Consider the following 1,650-nt stretch of genomic DNA (forward strand, 5'->3'; position numbering starts at 1 on the left):
GAGCGGCGCAGGACGGTTGAATCGGCGACACCCAGAATTTTTGCGATATTGGTCTGGCGTACCCGGACAATCGCCTGATAAGCTGTTGCGACAAGGTGACGACTGATGAACTCAACCGCAGAATTTTTGCGTGTTTTTGCACGTTCCATTTGTGATACTTTCCTTATTGAAAAAAACAGGTTATCGGATGCACGTGTAGAGACACGGCACCAGTGTTTTGGTGATCAACAGACGTGACGAAGCCGTGAGGCAGTCACAGTGAGTGTGTTACTGTGGGATGTTGCGTTCGCCACGTTGTCGGTGGCTTCCGTAGGACGAGTGTCCGTTGTAAAGAGCGGTACTGCTGGTTAGGCTATTGAACGTTTTTTATACAAACGTGAATCATATTTAAGATTGTCTTTCGTCAACCGTTCTAATTGCATAGCTCTTTTTTCAGGAATAAGAGGTGGCCAGCGTGAAACAGCTACATGCGTAATGCCCAGCATGCTTGCAGTACTGCCAACGCCCCCAAAGTATCTAATTACGTCAATTTTTTTCACTTATAACCTCCTTCAGCGCTAGTAAATAGTAACACTAGTTACCAGGAGGGGCAACACTTTTTACCACCAAGAATGGTAATATTGGTTACATGACTATAGATATTCACGACAGAATCCGCTCTAAACGAAAAGAGCTAATGATCACCCAGAACCAGATAGCTAAAATGCTGGGCATAAGCCGCGTATCCGTAACTAAGTGGGAAAATGGAAATTCAAAGCCAGACGGTGAACATCTACATCTACTGGCTAATGTATTCGGTTGCTCTGCTGAGTGGCTGCTTTATGGTGAAAAATCAGCATATAATGATGATTCCAAGCTATATCATTTACTTCCGATGACAATTAGGAAGATCCCTTTACTTTCATGGGAGCAGATCAGCAAATGGGATGGAAAAACCCCAATAGCTGAAATCGGTGATATAGACACATGGATGGAAAGTATGGCTGATACATTACCTAGTGGCTTTATGATGCTTGTAAAGGGCGATTCAATGGCAAATCCTTATGGGATACCATCAATTCCCGATGGCTCTAAAATCTTGGTAGACCCTGATTATGGCAGAATAGAGGATCTAAACGGGAAAATTGTCCTGATCCAGCTTGCAGGTTCAGCAGAGCCTACTATAAAGAAACTGTCTATAGACGGGCCTAATATGTATCTAATACCATTAAATCCATCCTTTAAGGTTATTGAAATTAATGGTGACTACGTGATTAAAGGCAGAGTAACTAAAATAATTCAAGAATTATAATGAGATATAATCAATGCCCTGCTTAAACAGGGTATTTTTTCGCCCATAAAGGTAAAAAAAGTAACATTACATTTGACTTAAAAGGTAACATGAATTACATTATTCCCATCCCCCCACCAGCCAGACGGTGGGACACCAACCCGCAACGGCAATACCCCGGCAGGCAAGACCTCGAGTTACCCGCCGATTGCCTGAGCGTAAGTAGCCAGCCCGAGGCACACGAACATGACGGCGGTTGTGGCAAATTTCAAATACATGCTCTTTACAACGAGCCTCGCGCTCTACGGAAGGCACCGACAACGTGCCGAACCTTTGCCCAGATGTTTTTGGGGTGTGGTGGGCTGAATAAAAATTATAGC

Annotated in this window: 2 protein-coding genes; one reads left to right on the forward strand and one right to left on the reverse strand. The window is 43.9% G+C overall.

What is annotated here, in order from left to right; genetic code table 11:
- Positions 1-347 precede the first annotated feature (347 nt).
- Entirely contained in the window at positions 348-539 is a 192-nt protein-coding gene (locus QZ506_RS09325; protein WP_291970587.1) for a Cro/CI family transcriptional regulator, read from the reverse strand.
- Positions 540-628: 89 nt separating this feature from the next.
- Here QZ506_RS09325 and QZ506_RS09330 point away from each other — a divergent pair, with 89 nt between their 5' ends.
- Entirely contained in the window at positions 629-1,291 is a 663-nt protein-coding gene (locus tag QZ506_RS09330) for a helix-turn-helix domain-containing protein (protein ID WP_291970589.1), read from the forward strand.
- Positions 1,292-1,650 lie beyond the last annotated feature (359 nt).

It is taken from the genome of Candidatus Symbiopectobacterium sp., from assembly GCF_020054415.1.
Lineage (GTDB): Bacteria > Pseudomonadota > Gammaproteobacteria > Enterobacterales > Enterobacteriaceae > Symbiopectobacterium.

Coding starts and splice junctions, on each gene's coding strand:
- QZ506_RS09330 (WP_291970589.1), top strand. CDS start 629: ATGACTATAGATATTCACGACAGAATCCGCTCTAAACGAAAAGAGCTA.